This is a genomic window from Rathayibacter sp. AY1F4 (assembly GCF_002931775.1).
GTDB lineage: Bacteria > Actinomycetota > Actinomycetes > Actinomycetales > Microbacteriaceae > Rathayibacter.
Map to the genome: position 1 here is coordinate 15,529 of NZ_PSVE01000018.1, position 22,058 is coordinate 37,586.

Below are 22,058 nucleotides of genomic sequence, written 5' to 3' on the forward strand. Positions count from 1 at the left end.
ATGCCGGCGAGACCCCACCACCCCGTGAGCTCCCGGCTGCTGCCGGCGCTCGCGGCCCTCCTGATCGCCGCGGTCCTCGCGCTGGTCCCCGCGACCGCGGCGACGGCCGAGTCGCCCGTCTCCTTCTCCTCCTCCACCGTCCTCGACTCGGTCGGGGTGCTGAGCTCCGGAGAGACCGCCGAGATCGAGCAGGCCTCGCGGGCCCTCTACGACCAGCACCGCGTGCAGCTGTTCGTCGCCTTCGTCGACTCCTTCACGGATCCGTCCGACCGCGCCGCGTGGGCGGACGAGACCGCGACCCGCAACGGACTGGGCACCGACGACGTCCTCCTGGCCGTCGCGGTCGACGCCCGCCAGTACCAGGTGTCGGTCGCGCAGGGCTTCGCCCTCGACGACGCGCAGGTCTCCTCGCTCCAGTCCGACGACATCGAGCCGAGGCTCGCCGACGGCGACTGGGCCGGAGCCGCGGTGGCCGCCGCCGACGGGATCGGGCAGCGCCTCGACGCGCCCAGCGCCGGCGAGTCCCTCGGCTCGGGGCTGCTGATCGCGCTCGGCGTGCTCGCGGCCCTCGTCGTGATCGGCCTCGTGGTGCTGCTGCTCGTCCGCCGCGCGCGGAAGCGCCGCGCCCAGGAGGCGGCGGAGGCCTCGATCGACGAGCTCGCCGCCCGTGCCGGATCGGCCCTCGTCCACGCCGACGACGCCGTCCGCACCAGCGAGCAGGAGGTCGGCTTCGCGGAGGCGCAGTTCGGCGCCGACGCGACCGGCGCGTTCCGCGAGGCGCTCGTCACCGCGAAGCACCTGCTCGGCGAGGCCTTCACCCTGCAGCAGCGCCTCGACGACGCCGAGCCGGAGACCGATCAGGAGCGCCGCGACGGCTACCAGCGCATCCTCCAGCTCTGCGCCGACGCCGAGCAGACGCTCGACGAGCGCGCGAGTGCGTTCGAGGAGCTGCGCGACCTCGAGAAGAACGCGCCGCAGGTCGCCGCCGCGCTCACGGCCCGCGCCGCCGAGGTCGGCGACCGCCTCCCCTCGGCCCGCGCCCGCCTCGCCGAGCTCGCCTCCCGCTACGCGCCGACCGCGATCGACGACGTGGGCGACGACGCCGACCAGGCCGAGGACCGCCTCCGCTTCACCCGCGACCAGCTCGCCGGCGCCCAGCAGGCGCTGCAGGCCGGCGACTCCGGCCGCGCCGCCGTGCTGCTGCGCGCCGGGCAGCAGGCCGCCGGGCAGGCCTCCGGGCTCGTCGACGCGGTGGCGACGAGGGGCGACGAGCTGCAGAAGGCGGAGGCGTCGCTCGCCGGCCGCATCGCCGAGATCCGCGCCGACGTGACGCAGGGACGAGCGCTCGCCGCCTCCCCGGACGCGGAGTCCGCCGCCCAGGCGCAGAACGTCGCCGCGGCGGTCGCCTCGACCGAGGCCGCCCTCGACGACGTCGAGCGCGCCGCCTCCGTGCGGCCGAACGACCCGCTCGCCCTGCTCGAGGCGCTCACCGCCGCCGACGCCACGATCGACGGCGCCGTCGGCGGGTTCCGCGACGCGCAGGCCCAGCGCGAGCGCGAGCGGGCCGCCCTCGGCGCCGAGCTCACCTCCGCCCGCAGCCGCGTCTCGGCCGCCGAGGACTTCATCGCGGCCCGCCGCGGCGCGGTCGGCTCGGAGGCGCGCACCCGCGTCGCCGAGGCCGCCCGCTCGGCCGAGTACGCCGAGCGCATCGCCGCCACCGACCCCCGCGAGGCTCTCGCCTCCGCCCAGCGCGCCTCGCAGCTCGCCCAGCAGGCGCTCGAGCGGGCGCGGGCCGACGCCGGCGCCTACTCCGCCCCGAACGCCGTCGGCAGCCCCTACGGTGGCGACACCACCGGCGCATTCCTCGGCGGGATCCTGGTCGAGTCGCTCCTGGGAGGCGGACGCCGCAGCGGCTACCGCTCGGGCGGCTTCGGCGGAGGCGGGTTCAGCGGCGGCTTCGGCGGCGGAGGCTCGTCCCGGCGCTCCGGCGGCGGCGGCTTCGGCGGCGGGCGCAGCAGCGGCGGAGGCGGACGCCGCGGCGGCGGCGGGCGCTTCTGAGCGCCCCCGGGCATCAGCGCACGACCGACGACCACCACCTCCCCCACGACTCCGGCACCACCTCCGACATCCGGCACCACCCACGACGCAAGGAGAGACACCCATGGCTCAGAGACAGTCGATCTTCGGCCGCATCGCGCAGCTCGCGAAGGCCAACATCAACGCGCTCCTCGACCAGGCCGAGGACCCGCAGAAGATGCTCGACCAGATGGTCCGCGACTACACCGACAGCATCCGCGACGCCGAGGCGGCGATCGCCACCACGATCGGCAACCTGCGCCTGCTCGAGGACGACTACCGCGAGGACGTGCAGAACGCCCAGGAGTGGGGCGGCAAGGCCCTCGCCGCGAGCCGCAAGGCCGACGAGCTGCGCACCGGCGGGAGCGCCGGCGACGCCGACAAGTTCGACGCGCTGGCCAAGGTCGCTCTGCAGCGCCAGATCCAGTCCGAGAAGGAGGCGAAGGACGCCGAGCCGACCATCGCCTCGCAGACCGAGGTCGTCGACAAGCTCAAGTCGGGCCTGAACCAGATGCGCGAGAAGCTGCAGCAGCTCTCGAGCAAGCGCGACGAGCTGATCGCGCGCGCGAAGACCGTCGAGGCGCAGAGCCAGGTCCAGGACGCCGTGAAGAGCATCGACCTGATGGACCCGACGAGCGAGGTGAGCCGCTTCGAGCAGAAGATCCGCCGCGAGGAGGCGCGCGTCCGCGGCGCGGAGGAGCTCGCCTCCTCGAGCCTGGACGCGCAGTTCGAGTCGCTCGAGGACCTCGGTGAGATGACCGAGGTGGAGGCGCGCCTCGCCGCGCTCAAGTCCGGCCGCCCGCAGGACTCGATCGGCTCCTGAGCCCGTGCGCCTCCGGCGGTCCCGCCGGAGGCGCACTCCCCTTCCCGACACGCGCGGAGCGAAGGCTGGCAATCGCCATGGTGCGGTGCCGCCGCCGTCCCCGTAGTGTTCACACCAGGTTGCCCTTGACCCCGGTCGCCCTGATGCCGCGTCCGGCCCCTACCGACGCGGTGAACCATGAGCGGACCGCCCCCCGTCGGGATCGCTCGCCGAGAGACCGTCGACGCCGACGGTCACCACGAAGAGCGAGGCGCCGATGAGCACCCCCACCACCACGTCCGTCACCGGAGGCGCCCCCCGCGTCGTCCGCACCCGTCCCCGCGCCGACGGCCGCGTCAACCCGACGACCGAGTACTCCGGTCTCCTCAGCACGGTCCGCGACGCGGGGCTCCTCCGCCGCCGCACCGGCTTCTACTACACGATGTTCGGCGCGCTGGTCCTCGCGCTCGGCGGCATCGTCACCGGCTTCGTCCTGCTGGGCGACTCCTGGTTCCAGCTCCTGCTCGCCGCCGCCCTCGGCATCGTGCTGACGCAGTTCGCCTTCCTCGCCCACGAGGCCTCGCACCGCCAGGTGTTCGAGTCCGGCAAGGCCAACGACGTCGCCGGCCGCACCCTCGCGAACCTCTTCGTCGGCATCAGCTACTCCTGGTGGATGACCAAGCACAGCCGCCACCACGCGAACCCGAACGTGCTGGGCAAGGACCCGGACATCGAGCGCGACGTCGTCTCCTTCACCGCCGAGGACGCGGCCCGCTCGCGCGGCCTCTACGCCTGGCTCACCCGCCGCCAGGGCTACGCGTTCTTCCCGCTCCTGCTGCTCGAGGGCCTCAACCTGCACCTGCACGGCTTCCGCACCGTGTTCGGCAAGGGCAAGGTCGACAAGCGCTGGGTCGAGATCACCATGCTCGTCACCCGCGTCGGCCTCTACCTCGCCGTCGTCTTCTGGGCCCTCCCCCTCGGCATGGCGTTCGCCTTCGTCGGCGTGCAGCTGGGCGTCTTCGGCCTCTACATGGGCGCCTCGTTCGCGCCGAACCACAAGGGCATGCCGCTGCTGCCGAAGGAGGCGCGCGTCGACTTCCTCCGCCGCCAGGTCCTCACCTCGCGCAGCATCCGCAGCACCTGGTTCACCGACCTCTACATGGGCGGACTCAACTACCAGGTGGAGCACCACCTCTTCCCGAACATGCCCCGCCCGGCGCTGCGCCGTGCGCAGGTCATCGCCAAGGAGTACTGCACCACCCACCAGATCCCCTACACCGAGACCTCGCTGATGGAGTCGTACGCGATCGTCGTCCGCTACCTCAACAAGGTCGGCCTGTCGGCCGGCGGCGACCCGTTCGACTGCCCCGCCGCCTCCGCCTACGGACGCTGAGCACTCCCCCTTCGGAGGCCCCTCGCACCTTCCCGGTGCGGGGGGCCTCCGTCGTTCACGGGAGCGCAAGGGGGTGCCCCCGCGGGCGGCGGAGTCGTAGCGTCGGGACATGAGCAGCTCCGACTACGACATCGAGCCCACCCCCACCGAAACGACCGACGGCACCGACACGACCGACGGCGCGCGCACGCCCGACCCCGCCACCGAGACCGGCACCTCCGCGGGCCTCGACGAGGTCGGCGGCGCGGCCTCCCCCCTGGCCGACGGCGTCGGCGCCGACGGCGAGGAGCAGAACCCCCCGCTGCCCGACTGGGGCCCCACCGACGGCGTCCACGGCACCGACGCCGAGACCGACGCCTCGGGCACCGAGCAGCACTGACACGGCTCCGCGAGGGACCTCCCCGGCCGGTCGGCGAACGTTCCGACCGTGTTCCGAGGAGGTCCCTCCGTGTTCGCCGGAGGGTCGGCCGGCGCTCGGTCGGCGCGCCCTACACTGGCGAAATGCAGCCGACCGAACGCGCCCTCCGCGTGATCTCCTACAACCTCCGGGAGCACCGAGCGCACGCCGAGATCGCCCCCCTCGCCGCCCGCCACGACATCGACGTCCTGTGCCTGCAGGAGTGCGACACCACGAAGCTGCCGCAGGAGGTGGGCTCGCTCCGGCTCGCGTCCGTCACGGCCCGCAACCGCCTGGGCCTGGCCGTCTACTACTCGCAGGACCGCTTCGAGCTCTCCGGCAGCGCCGCGTTCGAGCTCAGCAAGTCCATGCACGACCGGGTGATGTCCCCCGCTCACGAGCGCCTGCTGGCCGTCCGCCTCGACGACCGCGACGGCGGATCGATCGCCGTCTCCTCCTTCCACGCCGCCCCGCTCTCGGCCGGCAACGCCCTGCGCCGCAAGCAGATCGACGAGGCGCTGAACCGGCTGCGCGAGTACGCGCCGGACACCCCCTCCCTGATGGTCGGCGACTACAACTACCCGTGGTTCTTCCGCGGACTCGACCGCCGGATGACCCGGAACGGCTACCTGGTCTCGCGGAGCGACTCCCCCACCTACGCGCGCTACCGCTACTTCAGCGGCCACTTCGACTTCGCGATCAGCGACTCCGTGCGGATCGAGCGGGTCTCCACGCTGCCCCAGGGCGTCTCGGACCACCTCCCGGTGATGGTCGACGCGCACTACGGCGTCCCCGCCGCCTGAGCGCGGGGCCCGCGGGCCCGCGCGGTCGGTAGGCTCAGGGGGTGACGACCCTGATCCTCGCCCGGCACGGAGAGACTGTCTGGCACTCCGAGAACCGCTTCGCGGGCTCCTCCGACATCGCGCTGACCCCCCGGGGCCAGGACCAGGCGGCGACTCTGGCCGCCTGGGCCGTCGACGCCGACCTCGAGGCGGTGTACTCCTCCACCCTGGTCCGGGCCGTGCGCACCGCCGTGCCCGCCGCGCGGGCGGCCCACCTCGAGCTGCAGCCCGACCCGGCGCTGGTCGAGGTCGACTTCGGCCGCGGTGAGGGGCTGACCATCGACGAGATGGAGAAGCGCTTCCCGGACGAGTACCACGCCTGGGTCGCGGCGCCGGCCATCCAGCCGATGCCCGGCGGCGAGTCCGGCCTCGACGCCGTCGCCCGCGCGAACACCTCGCTCGCCCGCATCCACCGCGAGCACCCCGACGGCCGCGTGCTCGTCGTCGCGCACGGCACGCTCATCCGCCTCCTGCTGTGCGCCTACCTCGGCATCAACCCCGAGACCTACCGGCACACCTTCCCCGTGGTCGACAACGTCTCGCTGACCACGCTGCGCTGGGACGCGACCGGCGTCGGCCTGCTCGGCTACAACGTCCCGCCCGTCCAGACGCAGCGGCGCTCCAGCTGAGCGCAGCGGCCGCTCCGGAGCGGCGCCCGGCGAGCGCGGGCTCGATCGGCCTGGTGCTCGGGTCGGTCGCGAGCGTGCAGCTGGGCGCCTCCTTCGCCGTGCTGCTCTTCCCCGCCGCGGGGCCGATCGGCACCGTCACGCTCCGGCTGGTGTTCTCGGCCGTCGTTCTGCTCCTGGTCTGCCGTCCGCGGCTGCGCGGCCACAGCCGGAGCGACTGGGCCACCGTCGCCGCCTACGGTCTCGCCCTCGGCGGGATGAACGCCTGCTACTACGAGGCCATCGCCCGGATTCCGCAGGGCGCCGCCGTCACCCTCGAGGTGCTCGGGCCGCTGACGCTCTCGGTGATCGCCGGGAGGAGCGTGCTGAGCCTGGTCTGGGCGGTGCTCGCGCTGGCCGGAGTGGTGACCCTGTCGCAGGGCGGGTTCTCGGCGCTGGACCCGGTCGGCGTCGGCTTCGCGCTGGGGGCCGCTGTGCTCTGGGCCGCGTACATCGTCTTCGCCGGCCGCACCGGCGGGCGGTTCCAGGGGATCGACGGGCTCGCGCTGGCGCTGGCGGCCGGCGCGATCGTGTCGCTGCCGTTCGGCCTCGCCTCCGCCGGGCCCGCCCTGGTGGTGCCGCCGGTGCTGCTCCTCGGGCTCGCCGTGGCGGTGCTCTCCTCCGCGGTGCCCTACGCGCTGGAGCTGCTGGCGCTGCGGCGCCTGCGCTCCTCGACCTTCTCGATCCTGATGTCGCTCTCCCCCGGGGCGGCCGCGCTCTCGGGCTTCCTCGTGCTCGGCCAGCGCCTCAGCGCCGTCGAGGCCGTCGGGATCGCGCTCGTGGTCGCCGCGAGCATCGGGGCGGTGCGGACCGCGCGGACCTCCGCCTGAGCGGGCAGTTCTTTTGTTAGGCTAACTATGTGCCATCGACCGAGACCGCTCAGATCCAGACCCCGCAGACCGATCTCCCGCTGACCTCCCTCGCGGGCGAGGTGCGGGCAGCGGTCGGCCGGCTCGGACGGCGGCTCCGGCAGGAGAAGGCCCAGCACGAGCTCAGCGATCCGCAGTTCAGCGTGCTCGCGCTCCTGCACCGCGAGGGCGCGAAGACCCTCGGCGAGCTGGCCGAGGCGGAGCGGGTCCGCCCGCCCTCGATGACCCGCACGGTCGGCTGCCTGGTCGACGAAGGACTCGCGGAGCGCCTGGCCGACCCCGCCGACGGCCGCGTCACCCGCATCCGCCCCACGGAGGCCGGCACCGCACTGGTGCTCGACGTGCGCCGCAGCCGCGACGCCTGGCTCGTGGCGCGCCTCGAGGAGCTCCCTCCCGAGGACCTGCGCCTGCTCCACGACGCGGCGGCGGTCCTGCGCGCGGTGGCCGACCGATGAGCGCGATGTTCCGCTCCCTCGCCGTGCCGAACTACCGCATCTGGTTCGCGGGCGCGATGGTCTCGAACGTCGGCACCTGGATGCAGCGCACGGCCCAGGACTGGATCGTGATCAACGACCTGACCGACCACGACGCGACGGCGCTCGGCGTGACCATGGCGCTGCAGTTCGGACCGCAGCTCGTGATGGTGCCCTTCTCCGGCTTCATCGCCGACCGCTTCGACCGGCGGAAGCTCCTGATGGCCACCCAGGGCGCGATGGGCGCGCTCGGGCTCGGCCTGGGGCTCATCGTCGTGACCGGGGTCGTCCAGCTCTGGATGGTCTACCTCTTCGCCCTGCTGCTCGGCTTCGCCGCGGCGATCGACGCGCCCGTGCGCCAGACCTTCGTCTCGGCGCTGGTCGAGGAGCGCGACCTCACCAACGCCGTCTCGCTGAACTCGGCCTCCTTCAACTCGGCGCGGATGATCGGACCGGCCCTCGCGGGCGTGCTCATCGCCGCGGTCGGCTCCGGCTGGGTCTTCCTCCTCAACGCCGCGAGCTTCCTCGCCGTCCTGCTCTCGCTGCGCGCGCTGCACCGCGACCAGCTCCGCAGCGCCCCGCGCGCCACCCGCGGCCCGGGTGCGCTGCTGGAGGGGTTCCGCTACGTCTCGAAGCGGCCGGACATCCTCGTGGTGCTCGCGATCGTGTTCCTGATCGGCACCTTCGGCCTGAACTTCCCGATCTTCGCCTCGACGATGGCGACCGTCGAGTTCGACATGGGGGCGAGCGAGTTCGGCCTGCTCTCCTCCGCGATCGCCGTCGGCTCGGTGCTGGGGGCGCTCCTCTCGGCTCGCCGCGACCGCCCGAGGCTCCGGCTCATCGTCGGCGCCTCCGCGGCGTTCGGCGTCGCGCTCGCGCTGGCCGGCGTCATGCCGACGGTCTGGGCGTTCGCGATCCTGCTCCCCTTCGTCGGCATCGCGGCGCAGACGCTGATGACCTCGGCCAACGGCTACGTGCAGCTCTCGACCGCCCCCGAGATGCGGGGCCGGGTCATGGCGCTGTACATGGCGATCTTCGTCGGCGGCACCCCGATCGGCGCACCGCTGATCGGCTGGGTCGCGAACGCCTACGGTCCGCGCCAGGCGATGCTGGTCGGCGCCGCCTCCGGGATCGCGGCGGCCGCCATCGGACTCGCCTTCCACCTCCGCCTGCGCCGCGCCGTCCGGCTCGCGGCCCCCGGGCCGGAGGCTCTGCCCGCCACCGGCGGAGTCCCCCTGCTGCGCCCGCGCGCCTAAGCTCCGTCGGCCGGTCCGCGCGCCGGGGCGGCTCCGCGGACCGCCCGCTCGACGGGTCGCCCCCGACGCGGGGCGCGACCGCCGCCCGCCCTCAGGCCTCGCGGGTGATCTCGACGCGGACGAAGAGCTTCGACGAGCGGGGCCCGGCGAACACCCCGCGCAACGGCGCGATGTCGTTGTAGTCGCGGCCGCGGCCGACGATGACGTGGCGGTCGCCGATGTCGATCAGGTTCGTCGGGTCGTAGCCGCGCCACGCTCCTCCGCAGAACCACTCGACCCAGGCGTGCGACTCCCCCACCACGGTCTCGCCGATCTCGGCGTGCGGCTTGGGGTGCAGGTAGCCCGAGACGTAGCGCGCCGGGATGCCCACCGAGCGCAGCGCCCCGAGGACGATGTGCGTGATGTCCTGGCAGACGCCCTCGCGCGCGGTCCACGACTCCGTCGCGGTGGAGTGCACGCCGGTGACGCCCTGCCGGTAGGTCATCGCCCGGCCGATCGTCTCGGCGATGGTGAGCGCGGCCTCGCACGGGCCGGCCGCCTCGTCCGCGAGCGAGCGCGCCATCGCCGCGAGGTCCTCCGGCGGCGCGGTGCGGTGGGTCTGCTTCGACTGCTCCACGTACTCGGTGCGCGTCTCGACCTGCTCGGACAGCTGATCCCACCCGGTCGGGTGGTCGGGGTGCTGCTTCGGCCGGATCTCGACGAGCGAGGTCGCCGTCAGCGAGAGCTCGCGGTGGGCGTCGAGCACGTCGAACGACGAGACGCGGGTGCCCCAGTAGTCGGTGTAGGCGTGCACCGAGGTCACCGGCCGGATGTCGAGGTTCGAGAACAGCACCAGCTGCCCGTCCGAGGAGGCGGGGAGCATCCGCGCCTCGTTGTAGGACGCGACCACGTCCCCCGCGTAGGTGAAGCCCGTGGTGTGCCTGATGCGCAGCCTGCTCACAGCGCCTCCCCGATCCAGCTCGGCATGACGTTGGTGGGGAAGTACCGCTGGCGGATCGCCTCGGACGCGGCCGAGGTCGCCTCCTGCACGCTGTCCATGTGCCGCGGCAGGTCCTCGAGGATGTCGGTGATCGGCCGGAACTCCAGCTCGCTGCGGATCCGCCCGAGGACGCGCTGCGCGTCGCCGGAGTGGCCGATGCGGCCGGTGCGCGGCTCGATGTCGCGCATGCACGCCTCCGCCCGCGAGACCGAGAAGAGGATCGAGCGCGGGAACAGCCGGTCCAGGAGGAGGAACTCGGCCGCGTTCCGCGCGCTCGGCACGCCCCGGTAGGTGCGCAGGTACGCCTCGTAGGCGCCGCAGGAGCGGAGGATCGTGGTCCAGGACGGGCCGCTCGCCTCGGTCAGCGAGCGGGTGGCGAGCAGGCGGGCGGTCATGTCGGCGCGCTCGATCGAGCGGCCGAGGGTGAAGAACTGCCAGGCCTCGTCGCGCGAGGTCGCCGACTCGATGATGCCGACGGCGAGGGCGGAGCGCTCGCGCACCCAGCTGAAGAACTCCGACACCCGCTCGCCCGAGACGCGGCGCGGCATGCGGGTGCGCGTGGTGTTGAGGCACTCCCAGAGCTCGGTCGAGACGATCTCGCGCGCCCGGCGGGCGTTCTCGCGGGCCGCGCCGAGCGAGTAGGCGATCGAGGCGGGGTTCGTGCGGTCGATCGCGAGGATCGCCAGCACGTCGGCGCGGGTGATCTCGCGCATGTCGTCGGGCGGGGTCGAGCCCATCACCGACAGGAGCGAGCGGCAGGCCGTGTCCTCGTCGATCCACGGGTCCTCGAGCAGGAGCTGGAGGTGGACGTCGAGGATGCGGGCGGTGCCGTCGGACCGCTCGATGTAGCGGCCGATCCAGAACAGCGACTCGGCGATCCGGGAGAGCATCAGTCGTCCTCCCCCGCCGCGAGCGTCTGCTGCTGCTGCTGGTCCTGGTCGGTGTTCGGCGCGTCCTGCGGCGAGTGGTCGGGCGTGTGGTTGAGCGGGTAGACGATCGGGATGGAGCTGGTGACCGCGGCCTGCTCGGCGACGAGCGCCTGGATGTCGCGCGCCTCGGGCTCGGCGCTGCGCGCCTCCTCGAGGCCGACCACCCAGGTGTCCTTCGATCCGCCGCCCTGCGACGAGTTGACGACGAGCTGTCCCTCCGGGAGCGCGACGCGGGTCAGGCCGCCGGGCAGCACCCAGACGTCGGTGCCGTCGTTCACGGCGAAGGGCCGAAGGTCGGCGTGCCGGGGACGCATCCCGTCGTCGACGAGGGTGGGGATGGTGGAGAGCTGCACGACCGGCTGCGCGATCCAGCCGCGCGGGTCGGCCTGGAGGCGGGACCGCAGCTCCGCGAGCTCCTTCGCCGAGGCGGCCGGCCCGACGACCAGGCCCTTGCCGCCGGAGCCGTCGACCGGCTTCACGACGAGCTCGTCGAGGCGGTCGAGCACCTCCTCGAGCGCTCCCGGATCCTCCAGGCGCCACGTGTCGACGTTCTTGATCACCGGCTCCTCCGAGAGGTAGTAGCGGATGAGGTCGGGCAGGTAGGTGTAGACGAGCTTGTCGTCGGCGACGCCGTTGCCGACCGCGTTGGCGATCGTGACGTTCCCGAGCCGGGCCGCGAGCATCAGCCCGGGTGAGCCGAGCATCGAGTCGGCGCGGAACTGCAGCGGATCGAGGAACTCGTCGTCCACGCGGCGGTAGATCACGTCGACCCGGGTCGGGCCGGAGGTGGTGCGCATGAACACCTTGCCGCCCGTGCAGAACAGGTCGCGGCCCTCGACCAGCTCGACGCCCATGAGGCGGGCGAGGAGGGTGTGCTCGAAGTAGGCGGAGTTGTAGACGCCGGGGGTGAGCACGACCACGGTCGGGTCGTCGACGCCCTCGGGGGCGGAGGCGCGGAGGGCCTGCAGCAGCTTGTTCGGGTAGTCGCCGACCGGGCGCACCCGCATCGAGACGAACAGCTCGGGCAGCGTCTGCGCCATCACCCGGCGGTTCGAGATGACGTAGGAGACGCCGGAGGGCACGCGGACGTTGTCCTCGAGGACCCGCCAGCCGCCCTTCTCGTCGCGGATCAGGTCGATCCCGGACACCTGGATCCGCACGCCGTTCGCGGGGACGATGCCCGCGGCCTGCCGGTGGAAGTGGCTGGAGCTCGAGATCAGCCCGGCGGGGATGACGCCGTCGGCCACGGCGTTCTGCGGGCCGTAGACGTCGGCGAGGAACGCCTCGAGAGCACGGACCCGCTGCTTGATGCCGGTCTGCACCTCGTTCCACTCGGCGCGCTCGATCACCCGGGGGACGGCGTCGAGGGGGAACGGCCGCTCCTCCCCCGCGAAGTCGAAGGTGACGCCCTGCGCGAGGTAGGAGGAGGCGAGCGCGTCGGTGCGGCCGCGCAGCTCCTCCTGGGTCATCCGCGCGAGCGAGGAGTAGATGTCGCGGTAGGCGCCGCGGACCCCGTCGGGGCCTCCGGTCGACGCCACGTCGGCGAACATCTCGTCCCAGGGGGTGGCGCCCGTGTCGGGCCGCTCGACCTTCTGGGACCCGTATCCGTCGAAGAGGTCACCCATGGCACGACTCTAGTGCGGGGCGTATTGCGGGGATGTTTCGGGCGGCCGCGGGGCGAGCGGGGCGGGTCGGCGACGTCCGGGCTCGGCACCGGCGCCGTCCTCCGACAGGCCGGCGGAGGCCCGCGGATCCTCGGGAATAGATCCGGCCGCACGTGGTTGAATGAGGATGTACATGCAAACGCATGGACCAGGCCCCACCGGGCCGGAGGACAGAAGGAGCGCCTGATGCAGTTCGGCATCTTCACGGTCAGCGACATCACGACCGACCCCACGACCGGACGGACCCCGTCCGAGTCCGAGAAGATCCAGGCGACCCTCGCGATCGCGCTGAAGGCGGAGGAGATCGGCCTCGACGTCTTCGCCCTGGGCGAGCACCACAACCCGCCGTTCTGGTCCTCCTCCCCCACCACCACGCTCGGCTACCTCGCGGCGAAGACCGAGAGGATCACGCTCTCCACCGCGATGGCCCTCATCACCACGAACGACCCGGTGAAGCTCGCCGAGGACTACGCGATGCTCCAGCACCTCGCCGGCGGCCGCGTCGACCTGATGCTCGGCCGCGGCAACACCGGCCCCGTCTACCCGTGGTTCGGCAAGGACATCCGCCGCGGCATCGAGCTGACGATCGAGAACTACGACCTGCTGCACCGCCTGTGGACCGAGGACTTCGTCGACTGGGAGGGCCAGTTCCGCACGCCCCTCCAGGGCTTCCAGTCGACCCCGCGCCCCCTCGACGGCGTCGCGCCGTTCGTGTGGCACGGATCGATCCGCTCCCCGCAGATCGCCGAGCAGGCCGCCTACTACGGCGACGGCTTCTTCGCGAACCACATCTTCTGGCCCGCCTCGCACACCCAGAAGATGGTGCAGCTCTACCGCCAGCGCTTCGAGCACTACGGCCACGGGACCGCCGACCAGGCGATCGTCGGCCTCGGCGGGCAGATCTTCCTGGCGAAGAACTCGCAGGACGCGGTCTCGCAGTTCCGCCCCTACTTCGACAACGCCCCCGTCTACGGCCACGGCCCCTCGCTCGAGGACTTCACGGAGCAGACCCCGCTCACCGTCGGCTCCCCGCAGCAGATCATCGACCGCACCCTCGGCTTCCGCGAGTACGTCGGCGACTACCAGCGCCAGCTCTTCCTGATGGACCACGCGGGACTCCCGCTGAAGACCGTCCTGGAGCAGATGGACATGCTCGGCGAGATCCTCCCCGCCCTCCGCGCCGGCTTCGCCGAGGGCCGCCGCGCGCACGTGCCCGACGCCCCCACCCACGCCTCCCTCGTGGCCGCGCGCGACGCGCAGCCCGCGGCCGAGCCCGTCACCGTCTAGTCAGGAGCTCTCCATGGACACCCGCAGGATCACCGTCCTCTCGGCCGGCCTCAGCCAGCCGTCCTCGACCCGGCTGCTCGCCGACCGCCTGGCCGACGCCGCCGAGTCCTCCCTCACCGAGCAGGGCTTCACCGTCGAGCGGAGCGTCGTGGAGCTGCGCGACCTCGCGCACGACGTCACGAACAACCTCCTCACCGGCTTCGCGAGCCCCGCACTGCAGACCGCGCTCGACGCGGTCGCCGGCGCCGACGGCCTGATCGCCGTGACGCCGATCTTCACCACCAGCTACAGCGGGCTCTTCAAGTCGTTCGTCGACGTGCTCGACACGGAGGCGCTGCGCGGCCTGCCCGTGCTGCTGGCGGCCACGGGCGGGTCCCCCCGCCACTCCCTGGCCGTCGACTACGCGATGCGCCCGCTCTTCACCTACCTGCACGCGGCGCCCCTCGCGACCACCGTGTTCGCGGCGACGGACGACTGGGGCGGCGCGACCGAAGACGGACGGGCGCTGCCCTCGCGCATCGAGCGCGCCGGACGCGAGCTGGCCGATCAAGCCGCCCGCTCCTCCCGCTCGGGCTCCGCGCCCGACCCGTGGGCGCTCGACGGCTCGTTCGAGGGGATGCTCGGCCGCCGCGGCTGAACGCCCGCCGGGCGGATCGGCCGCTCCTCTCATGGATCGGCCGATCCGTCCAGCCGCGATTCCCGCGGCCCTGCCGGAATAGCCTGCCCCCGGGAGCCTGCCAATGGCCCCCGGAAGGAGGCCGTCATGGGCCTGACCAGCAAGGGCCTCCCCGCGGGGGCTCTCGACCTCTCGCAGCTCGGACGCGCGGTCCTCGACCGCCGCCGCTTCCTCGGAGCGCTCGGCGTCGCCGCCTCCGTCCCGGTCCTCTCCGGCTGCGGCTTCGCCCCCGCGGGCCCCGCGGCGAGCGCCGGCAGCGACACCCTCACCTTCACCACCTGGGGCACCGACGCCGAGCTGGCCGGCTTCCAGCGCGCGATCGACGCGTTCCAGTCGGCGAACGCCGGCGCCACCGTGACCCTCAACGCGGTCCCGTACGAGCAGATGTTCACCAACATCGACGCGCAGCTGCAGGCGGGGAACCCGCCGGACGTCTTCCGGGTCCCGTACTACACGTTCGGCAGCTACGCCGGCCGCGACCAGCTCCTGGACCTGTCGGGCTTCCTCGACTCCGAGGTCGCCGAGCGGTTCACCGATCCGGCCTGGGCCGCAGTGCAGAGCGGCGGGAGCCCCTTCGGCGTCCCCCACCACACCGACACCTCGCTGATCCTCTACAACACGCAGGTGCTGGCCGACGCGGGCGTCACCTCCTTCCCCTCCTCGCCCGAGGAGGCGTGGACCTGGGAGGAGTTCACCGAGGTCGGGCGGAAGCTGCGCGCCTCGCTCCCCGCCGAGCGCTACCCCTTCGCCTACAACTGGCAGGGCAACGGCGTCACGCGCTGGCTCAGCCTGCTCTTCCAGGCCGACGGCCGCTTCCTCACCGAGGACCTGTCCGGGCCCGCGATCGACTCCGCCGCCGGCCGCGCCGCGATCGACTTCAGCCGCAGCTTCTTCACCGACGGCCTCGTGCCGCCGAGCAGCTCCGTGCAGGCGACCACCTACGCCAGCGACCTCTGGTACTCGCAGACCACCGCGATGACCTTCGCCGGCGCGTTCCTCATCCCCGACGCCGACTCCACCCTCGACTTCGAGTGGGGCGCCACCTACTCCCCGCGCAACGTGCGCGGAGGCGGCGACTTCGGCGGCAACGCCCTCGTCGCGACCAAGGCCGCGAAGAACCCGGAGCTGGCCGCCTCCTTCCTCGCGTTCGTGACGGAGGAGGAGGCGATGCGCGACTTCTGCGCCGGCGCCTCGCTCCTCCCCACTCGCCGCGACCTCACGGAGTCGGGCATCGAGTTCGCCGTGCGCCCCGAGCTCGCCGAGGTGTTCCTCGGCCAGGCGGGCACCGTCCAGGCGTCCGACTCGGCGCAGGTCGCCTCGCCCGACATGGCCGCGATCATCACGGTGCTCAAGGAGCAGCTGGAGCAGGCCTTCGTCGGCGGGCGCAGCACCGAGGACACCATCGCCGGCCTCACCTCCGGCATCGCGGCCGCGACGCAGTGAGCCGGTCGGTCCTCGCGCCGGAGGCGGTGACCGCCCGCCCCCGGCGCACCTCCCGCGCCCCCGCCCGCGAGACGGCGGCCGCCTACGCGTTCCTCGCGCCGAACCTGCTGATGCTCGGGCTGTTCGTGTTCGTCCCCCTGGGCGGCGCGTTCCTGATCGGCTTCCAGCGCACGAACGGCTTCGGCGACGGCGTCTTCGTCGGACTCGACAACTACGCGCGGCTGCTCGGCGACGGCCTCTTCTGGCGCTCGACGCTGAACACGGCGCTGTTCACCCTGATCGTGACCCCGCTCTCGATGGCGCTGGGCCTCGGCGCGGCGGTGCTGATGAACTCGGTGCTGCCCGCGCGTCCGGTGTTCCGCAGCATCCTCATCCTGCCGATGGCGGTCTCCGGCGTGGCGACGGCGCTGATGGGCGTGCTGATCTTCGACGAGAACAGCGGCGTGCTCGACGGCATGCTCCAGACGATCGGCCTCCCCCGCATCGCCTGGCAGTCCGGCGGAGCGGCGGCCTTCGCCTCCGTGGTGCTCGTCACCCTGTGGTGGCGCACCGGCTTCAACATGCTCATCTACCTGGCGGGGCTGCAGGGGGTGAACCCGGCGCTCTACGAGGCGGCCCGGCTCGACGGAGCGAACGCGTGGCAGCAGTTCCGCCACGTGACGCTGCCGCTGGTCGGCCCGTCGTCGTTCTTCCTGCTCATCCTCAACGTCATCTACTCGTTCCAGGTGTTCGACATCGTCTTCGTGCTCACCGGCGGCGGACCGCAGAACGCGACCTCGGTGCTCGTGACCTACGCCTACGACACCGGGTTCGTCACCCGCGACCAGGGCTACGCCGCAGCCATCGGCATCGTGCTGCTGATCCTGACCATGATCTTCACCGCCGTGCAGTGGCGCACCAACCGCTCGAGGGACCTCGTCGAATGATCCGCACGTCGCGCACCTCGCGCCTGCTCCGCCTCGCTCTCGCCCTCGCCGTCTCGGTGGTCATCGTCTTCCCGCTGTACTGGATGGTCGTCGTCGCGTTCTCCTCGCGGTCCGAGCTGCTCGGCGGCACCCTCCGCCTCTGGCCGCGCGAGCTGACGCTGGTGAACTTCGAGCGCGTGTTCTCGTCGTTCCCCGTAGCGACCTGGTTCGGCAACTCCCTCGCGATCAGCCTGGTCACCGCGCTGATCACCGTGACGATCAACCTGCTCGGCGGGTACGCCTTCGCGCAGCTGCGGTTCCGCGGATCCGGAGTGCTCTTCCTCCTGGCCCTGTCGACGCTCACCCTGCCCGTGCAGGTGATCATGGTGGCGCTGTTCCGGCTCGTCACCGACCTCGGCCTCTACGGGAGCTACTGGGCGGTGATCCTGCCGACGGCGGCCTCGGCGTTCGGGCTGTTCCTGGCGCGGCAGTTCATCCTCGCGATCCCGCGGGACCTGATCGAGGCGGCCCGGATCGACGGCGCCGGGCACTTCCGCGTGTTCACGGCCATCGTCCTCCCCCTCTCGAAGCCGCTCATCGCCGTGCTCTTCTTCATGTCGCTGCTCGGCTCCTGGAACGACTTCGCCTGGCCGCTCATCGCCCTGAAGGAGAACGCGCTGTTCACGCTCCCGATCGGGCTGCTCTTCCTCCAGGGGCAGTTCGGCAGCGACTACGGAGCGACCATGGCGTTCGCCCTGGTGAACGTCGTGCCGATGGTGGTGCTGTTCCTGGTGTTCCAGCGCTACTTCGTGCAGGGCTTCGCGCGCAGCGGCCTCCGCTGACCCCGCGGCGGGGGGTGCCGATCGGTGCGCTGAGCGGCCATTCGTCCCCCGTCCGGGGCCGGGAGTGTCAATCCCCCCGTTCCGCCGACCCGGCCGGCGCCGCCCCGGGGTACCGTCGACGCAGGCGCCCATTTCGTGCGCTCCGGAGCGCACCGTTCGAGCGGAAGGCGGGATCGCCATGAGTACCGTCGCCGCGAACGCCGCCCAGCAGAAGGTGGCCGGCCGCTACTTCCTGATCGAGCGCATCGGCTCCGGCGGGATGGGCTCGGTCTACCGGGCCCGCGACGAGACCGTGCAGCGCGAGGTCGCCGTGAAGGTGTTCCGCGCGGAGGCCTCGAACCCCGAGGACGTGGCCCGCCAGGAGCGCGAAGTGCGGATGCTGAGCTCCTTCGCCCACCCGGGCATCGTCAACCTCTTCGACGCGGGGCTGCACAACTTCGGCGGCGAGGTCCGCCGCTACGTCGTGATGGAGCTCGTCGCCGACCCCACGATGGAGGCGCGGCTCGAGTCCGGCCCCCTCCCAGCGGCGGAGGTCGCGGCGATCGGCACGCAGCTCGCGGAGGCCCTCGCCTACCTGCACGAGCGCGGCGTCGTGCACCGCGACGTGAAGCCCGCGAACATCCTGGTCAGCGAGGTCGCCTCCAGCGGCTACGCCCGCACCGCCAAGCTCACCGACTTCGGCGTGGCCCACTTCATGGACGGCTCCCGCCTCACCAGCGACGGCGTCGTGATCGGCACCGCGAGCTTCGTCAGCCCGGAGCAGGTCGCGGGCGAGCCGATCAGCGGAGCGAGCGACGTCTTCTCCCTCGGCCTGGTCCTCCTCGAGGCGATCACCGGTCACCGCGAGTACTCGGGCACCGTCCTCGAGGCGGCGATCGCCCGCCTCCACCGCAGCCCCTCCGTGCCCGACACCCTGCCGGCGGAGTGGCGGGCGCTGCTGACCTCGATGACGCAGCGGGACCCGGAGAAGCGGCCGACCGCCGACGAGGTCGCGCACCGGCTCCGCGGCGGGATGACGACGGGCACGGCGGCGGCCGCGCCGACCGCCTCGGACTCGCGCGCGGCACGGATCCGGCGCTCCGTGATCATCGGCTCGAGCGTGGTCGGCGTCGGCGCGATCGCGGCGCTGTCGTGGATGCTCGGAGCGCTCGCCGGTCGCTGAACGACCGGGCGCGGGGCCCTAGGCCTCGCCGGGGAACGCGGGACGGAGTACGATCCGCGTCCAGGCGCCCACGTAGATCCGATCGCCCTCCTCGACCTCGCGGCGCTGCCCGGCGGCGATCGGCGACTGCGGGAGCGGCGCCCCGGCCGGGGCGAGGTACGTGCCGTTCGCCGACTGCAGATCCTCGACCCACCAGCGGTAGCCGTCGGTGCTCAGCTGGCAGTGGCGCCGCGAGACACCGGAGTCGGATCCGCAGTCCACCTGCGGCGAGATGCCGCGGGAGACGGACGGGCGGCCGACGAGCAGGGTGCGCTCGCGGAGGACGACGGTCGCGGGCGGGCCGGGCGAGGGCATCGGGTCGTCGGCGCGCTGCTCGGCGTACCACTCCGGGTCGACCCAGAGCTCGGCGATCCACGGGCGGTCCGGGTCCGCGGAGGCGGCGGCGGGGCGGGCGGAGCCGGTGGCCGGCGCGGACGCGGCCTCCTCCTCCGATGCTGAGGCCTCGGGCGCCGGGTCGGGGGCTGCGGGCTCGGACGCTGCGGCCTCCGGGATCACCTCGGTCGGCGGAGCGGCGGGCGGCGCGGTCGCGACGGGGGTGTCGAAGCCGGCCTCCTGCTCCGGGACCAGCTCGGTGGGAGCCGCGGGATCGGCCTGCGGCGCGGGCGCCTCGCCCAGGTGCTGGGCCGGGTCCCCCGACGGCGTCGCGGAGCCGCCGACCTCGCCCGGAGCGCGGACGGCGCCGGAGGAGGTGAACGGATCGGCCTCGGGGAGGGAGCCGGTCGTGAAGTCGTAGCCGCAGTTCTCGCAGAACAGGGCGCCGGGCTCGTTCGGGAACGAGCAGTGCGGGCAGACCGAGGGGCCGGTCGGGATCGCGGTGGTCGGCGCGGCGGGAGCGGGCGACGGGGCCGCAGCGGCACCGATGGGCGCCCCGCAGACGTCGCAGTAGTCGCCGGACTGGGAGGTGTGCCCCTCGGGACAGCGGAAGCTCACTTGCGCACCCGCGTGGTCTTGGTCGACGCGGTGTCCAGCGCCATCTCGTCGAGGCGGTCCACGCCGCGCTTGAGCCGCACGGTGCCCTCGTTCGGGTTGTCGATCTCGACGACCTTCCGCAGCTTCGCGGTCGCCTCGTCGTTCCCGGTGACGGAGGCGAGCTGCACCGCCCGCCCGAGCTTGACCGTGGCGGTCGCCTCGTCGCCCCGCGCCTTGGCTGCGAGCCCGTCCTGGATCGCCGAGGCGAGCTCGGTCTGGCCCGTGTAGTGGGCGACGGCGGGGTCGATGCGGGCGGTCAGTGCGGAGTCGTCCGTCCAGCGCGCCTTCACCAGGGCGGAGGCGACCACCTCGTCGCGCACGCTGAGCTGCACCCGCGCGGCGAGCTGCTCCGAGCCGACCGGCTTCGACGCGACCCGGACCGCCACGTGGTACTCCCGCGACTCGTCGCCCCAGGCGCCGGTCGGGTAGGCGCCGGTGAGCGGGTTCACGGCGTTCCGCCGGGAGCTGAGGTCCTCGAGGTTCGGCGCGACCTGGCGGACGAAGAGCAGCTGCGCGCCCTGAGGAGTCCAGACGCGGAGCTCGCCGTTGGCGACTCCCCGGCCCATCGACGCCCGCATCAGCGACTCGAAGTCGGCGGCCATGTCGGCCGGGTTCGCGATCAGGCCCACGGTGCCCAGCAGGGCGCTCGCGATGGTGCGCGCCTCCTCGACGATCCAGCGGGAGCCGACGCCGCGCACGTCGCACTGGAAGTCGCCGGACGCCGCGCGGATCGCCGCGTCCAGCTGCATCCGAGACTCGTGCTCGTTCTTGCCGTCGGTGAGGAGGATCGCGTGCCGCTGCGTCGCCTCCGGCACGGTCGCGAACAGCTGGCGGGCGAGGGTCAGCCAGGTGCCCATCGCGGTGCCGCCGTCGGCCTGGAGGTAGCCGATCGCCTCCTTCGCCGCGGCTCGCGCCCCCGGCTCCATCCGCACCATCGAGACGGTGGCGTTGGGGTAGGGGAAGGCGCGGTCGGCGCGCTCGGACCCGGCCACGACGGCGAAGAAGGTGCCGTCCAGGATCTGGTCGACGGCCACGGCTGCGGCGCGCTTGGCGGCCGTCATGTTCTCGCCGGTCATCGATCCGGAGCAGTCGACGATGATGATCTCGGCCGCGGCCCCGTCGGACCCGGCGACCCCCGTGCCGGACGCGGTCACCGTGACGATGGCGTGCACGTCGGTGGCGCCGTCCGAGAGGAACTCGTTCTGGAAAACACTCGCGCTGAACTCCGCCATTCCGGCAGTTTACGGGGACGCCCGGCCTGAGCGGCCCTCCATCGCCGAGGATCGGCCGGGCATCGCGGCCCGACGCCTGCACGACAGCTGTCGGGGCGGGCGGAGGCGGGTCGAGCGCCGCCGGAGCGCCCCCGTCAAGCCCGCCGCGGCCGGACACCGCCGGTGCCAGGGTGGAGCCGTGCCTCCCTGGACCCTCGCCCTCGCCAGCGGCGCCATCGGCGGCGCCACCCTCCTGATCGGCGCCGCGCTCGCCTGGTTCGTGCGCGTGCCCCCGAAGCTCACCGCCGCGATCTCCGCGTTCGGAGCAGGGGTGCTGATCTCGGCGCTCGCCTACGAGCTCGTGCAGGAGGCGGCGGACGACGGAGGACTGCTCCCGACGATCCTCGGCACGCTCGCGGGAGCCGTCGTCTTCGTCGGGGCGGACGCGCTGCTCACCCGCGCCGGCGCGGGGAACCGCAAGAGCGCGAAGGGGTCGGGCGGAGGAGGAGGCGCGGCCATCGCGGCCGGCGCCCTGATCGACGGGGTCCCCGAATCGATCGTGCTCGGCCTCTCGGTCGCCCAGGGCGGAGCGGGAGCGGCGATCAGCGTGCCCATCGTCGCCGCGGTCGCGATCTCGAACCTCCCCGAGGGCCTGTCCTCGACGGTCGGCATGAAAGCCGACGGCCGCTCCGCCCGCTACGTCTTCACCGTCTGGGGCGGGATCGCCGCGATCTCGGCCGCCGCGGCGCTGGTCGGCTTCCTGGTCTTCGCCACCGCACCGGGCGCGGTCGTGGCCTTCGTGACGACCGTCGCCGCCGGCGCGATCCTCGCCATGATCTCGAACACGATGATCCCCGAGGCGTTCGACCGCGACGACGTGCTCACCGGGCTGTACGCGGTGCTCGGGTTCGTGACGGCGTTCGCCTTGCACAGTGCTGGTTAGGACGCCGCTCACCGCGCGGCGTCCCGCAGTCGGCTCCAGCGCGTGGCCGGGTCTCGAGGAGCGGGATGCGTACGGCGACGGAGATCCGCTGGAACGCGGATCCCCGGATACGCCTCGCGAGAACGCCGCCCCCCGCGCGGCGTCCCGCAGTCGGCCCGAGCGCGCGGCCGGGTCCCAAGGAACGGGATACGCACGGCGACGCGGATCCGCTGCAC

At 73.0% G+C, this 22,058-nt stretch carries 21 protein-coding genes; 16 read left to right on the forward strand and 5 right to left on the reverse strand.

From position 1 onward, the window contains the following. From C5C59_RS11990 to C5C59_RS12030, 9 genes are all read left to right on the forward strand, one after another. Window positions 1–2,058, forward strand: a complete 2,058-nt coding sequence (locus C5C59_RS11990) for a TPM domain-containing protein (protein WP_104238613.1) — start codon at window positions 1–3, stop codon at window positions 2,056–2,058. A 103-nt stretch (window positions 2,059–2,161) separates the two neighbouring features. Beyond that, window positions 2,162–2,899, forward strand: a complete 738-nt coding sequence (locus C5C59_RS11995; RefSeq protein WP_104238612.1) for a PspA/IM30 family protein — start codon at window positions 2,162–2,164, stop codon at window positions 2,897–2,899. A 256-nt stretch (window positions 2,900–3,155) separates the two neighbouring features. Continuing rightward, entirely contained in the window at window positions 3,156–4,271 is a 1,116-nt protein-coding gene (locus tag C5C59_RS12000; protein WP_104226226.1) for an acyl-CoA desaturase, read from the forward strand. A gap of 109 nt (window positions 4,272–4,380) precedes the next feature. Continuing rightward, window positions 4,381–4,650 carry a hypothetical protein gene (locus tag C5C59_RS12005; RefSeq protein ID WP_104238611.1) on the forward strand — a complete coding sequence of 90 codons (270 nt, stop codon included), beginning with the start codon at window positions 4,381–4,383 and terminating at the stop codon, window positions 4,648–4,650. A gap of 122 nt (window positions 4,651–4,772) precedes the next feature. After that, a complete protein-coding gene (locus C5C59_RS12010; protein WP_104223855.1) occupies window positions 4,773–5,471 on the forward strand; it encodes an endonuclease/exonuclease/phosphatase family protein in 699 nt (232 codons plus the stop codon). A 41-nt stretch (window positions 5,472–5,512) separates the two neighbouring features. After that, entirely contained in the window at window positions 5,513–6,139 is a 627-nt protein-coding gene (locus C5C59_RS12015) for a histidine phosphatase family protein (protein ID WP_104238610.1), read from the forward strand. Between the two features lie 53 nt (window positions 6,140–6,192). Next, window positions 6,193–7,005, forward strand: coding sequence for a DMT family transporter (locus C5C59_RS12020; RefSeq protein WP_244229480.1), 813 nt, complete (start codon window positions 6,193–6,195; stop codon window positions 7,003–7,005). A gap of 29 nt (window positions 7,006–7,034) precedes the next feature. Continuing rightward, a complete protein-coding gene (locus C5C59_RS12025) occupies window positions 7,035–7,499 on the forward strand; it encodes a MarR family winged helix-turn-helix transcriptional regulator (RefSeq protein WP_258062756.1) in 465 nt (154 codons plus the stop codon). Further along, on the forward strand, window positions 7,496–8,773 hold the full coding sequence (locus C5C59_RS12030; RefSeq protein WP_104238609.1) for an MFS transporter: 1,278 nt from the start codon (window positions 7,496–7,498) through the stop codon (window positions 8,771–8,773). Before C5C59_RS12025 ends, C5C59_RS12030 begins: the two co-directional genes overlap by 4 nt. Window positions 8,774–8,864: 91 nt before the next feature. On the opposite strand, the gene C5C59_RS12035 is transcribed toward C5C59_RS12030, so the two are convergent. The 3 genes from C5C59_RS12035 to C5C59_RS12045 are packed head-to-tail and all read right to left on the reverse strand — an operon-like array spanning window position 8,865 to window position 12,306. Continuing rightward, window positions 8,865–9,713 (reverse strand): transglutaminase family protein, encoded by an 849-nt coding sequence (locus C5C59_RS12035; RefSeq protein ID WP_104223852.1) that lies wholly within the window; start codon window positions 9,711–9,713, stop codon window positions 8,865–8,867. Continuing rightward, entirely contained in the window at window positions 9,710–10,642 is a 933-nt protein-coding gene (locus C5C59_RS12040) for an alpha-E domain-containing protein (RefSeq protein WP_104223851.1), read from the reverse strand. Before C5C59_RS12040 ends, C5C59_RS12035 begins: the two co-directional genes overlap by 4 nt. Continuing rightward, a complete protein-coding gene (locus C5C59_RS12045) occupies window positions 10,642–12,306 on the reverse strand; it encodes a circularly permuted type 2 ATP-grasp protein (RefSeq protein ID WP_104226201.1) in 1,665 nt (554 codons plus the stop codon). Before C5C59_RS12045 ends, C5C59_RS12040 begins: the two co-directional genes overlap by 1 nt. 225 nt (window positions 12,307–12,531) lie before the next feature. On the opposite strand from C5C59_RS12045, the gene C5C59_RS12050 reads away from it, so the two are divergent. From C5C59_RS12050 to C5C59_RS12075, 6 genes are all read left to right on the forward strand, one after another. Further along, on the forward strand, window positions 12,532–13,632 hold the full coding sequence (locus C5C59_RS12050) for an LLM class flavin-dependent oxidoreductase (RefSeq protein WP_104238608.1): 1,101 nt from the start codon (window positions 12,532–12,534) through the stop codon (window positions 13,630–13,632). 13 nt (window positions 13,633–13,645) lie between these two features. Beyond that, window positions 13,646–14,269 (forward strand): FMN reductase, encoded by a 624-nt coding sequence (locus tag C5C59_RS12055; RefSeq protein ID WP_104238607.1) that lies wholly within the window; start codon window positions 13,646–13,648, stop codon window positions 14,267–14,269. A gap of 126 nt (window positions 14,270–14,395) precedes the next feature. Then, entirely contained in the window at window positions 14,396–15,751 is a 1,356-nt protein-coding gene (locus C5C59_RS12060; protein ID WP_104238606.1) for a sugar ABC transporter substrate-binding protein, read from the forward strand. 26 nt (window positions 15,752–15,777) lie between these two features. Further along, a complete protein-coding gene (locus C5C59_RS12065) occupies window positions 15,778–16,677 on the forward strand; it encodes a carbohydrate ABC transporter permease (RefSeq protein ID WP_244229482.1) in 900 nt (299 codons plus the stop codon). Next, window positions 16,674–17,498: a carbohydrate ABC transporter permease gene (locus C5C59_RS12070; protein WP_104233145.1), complete on the forward strand. Its 825-nt coding sequence runs from the start codon at window positions 16,674–16,676 to the stop codon at window positions 17,496–17,498. Before C5C59_RS12065 ends, C5C59_RS12070 begins: the two co-directional genes overlap by 4 nt. Before the next feature lie 178 nt (window positions 17,499–17,676). Further along, the gene (locus C5C59_RS12075; RefSeq protein WP_104238605.1) at window positions 17,677–18,660 is read left to right on the forward strand and encodes a serine/threonine-protein kinase; all 984 of its coding nucleotides are present in this window, start codon (window positions 17,677–17,679) and stop codon (window positions 18,658–18,660) included. Window positions 18,661–18,678: 18 nt separating this feature from the next. On the opposite strand, the gene C5C59_RS12080 is transcribed toward C5C59_RS12075, so the two are convergent. Both C5C59_RS12080 and C5C59_RS12085 read right to left on the reverse strand, forming a co-directional pair. After that, window positions 18,679–19,650, reverse strand: a complete 972-nt coding sequence (locus C5C59_RS12080; protein WP_104238604.1) for an FHA domain-containing protein — start codon at window positions 19,648–19,650, stop codon at window positions 18,679–18,681. After that, a complete protein-coding gene (locus C5C59_RS12085; protein WP_104238603.1) occupies window positions 19,647–20,921 on the reverse strand; it encodes a VWA domain-containing protein in 1,275 nt (424 codons plus the stop codon). The genes C5C59_RS12080 and C5C59_RS12085 overlap by 4 nt, the downstream gene beginning before the upstream one ends. A 178-nt stretch (window positions 20,922–21,099) precedes the next feature. Here C5C59_RS12085 and C5C59_RS12090 point away from each other — a divergent pair, with 178 nt between their 5' ends. Continuing rightward, window positions 21,100–21,843, forward strand: coding sequence for a ZIP family metal transporter (locus C5C59_RS12090; protein WP_104223842.1), 744 nt, complete (start codon window positions 21,100–21,102; stop codon window positions 21,841–21,843). Window positions 21,844–22,058 lie beyond the last annotated feature (215 nt).